Source organism: Protofrankia sp. CiP1_Cm_nod2, from assembly GCF_920664355.1.
In the GTDB taxonomy this organism is placed as follows: domain Bacteria; phylum Actinomycetota; class Actinomycetes; order Frankiales; family Frankiaceae; genus Protofrankia.
Genome location: NZ_CAKKTL010000025.1, coordinates 1 through 658, shown reverse-complemented (window position 1 = coordinate 658; position 658 = coordinate 1). Strand labels below are relative to the sequence as shown.

Here is a 658-nt window from a genome sequence, read left to right as displayed (position 1 = left end):
AAGCAGCGGGATCCGCGGGCGCCGCCGAAGCAGCGGGATCCGCGGCAGCGGACCCGTCCCGCGGACCGGATCCGCTGCCCCGCGTGCCCGCGTCCCGCCGCGCGTCCCGGCCGGGGCCGGCCACGCCGGCGATCCGGCGGACCGTGGCGGCGGCGAGCACCAGCGCGGCCAGCAGGCCGTAGCGGACGTCCCCGAGCAGCAGGTGGAACGGCGCGAGCAGCAGCGTCGTGCCGGGCAGGTAGGGGTAGACGTCGAACAGCCCGTACACCTGGTATTCGGCGCGGCTGGGCGCCCACTGCTGCCGGTACATGTCACGGCCGTCGAACAGGCCGCCGGCGGAGACCTGCAACAGGTGGAAGACGTCGATCCGGGGCGTTGGCGCCGCCAGGATCATCGCGACGCCGGCGGCCACGACCAGGCCGGCCACCGGCCAGAAGCAGGCCGGCGAGGCGAGCCGGCGGGCCGCCCGCCAGCGGCCGTCCGGCGCCGGCGGGCGGGCCCACACCAGGACCGCCCCGGCGGTGAGCAGCCCGGCGGCCACCCCGAGCGCGTCGGAGAGGTCCGCCCACCGCCCGGCCGCGTAGTAGCGGGGCCGCAGCGCCACGCCGGCCGCGAGCAGCCCGGCCACGCCCGTCCACGCGGCGGTGTGCCAGCTGCC

General features: G+C 78.9%; 1 pseudogene. It reads right to left on the bottom strand.

From position 1 onward, the window contains the following. Positions 1-658: pseudogene (locus NBW84_RS04580) on the bottom strand (hypothetical protein); the annotation flags it as partial.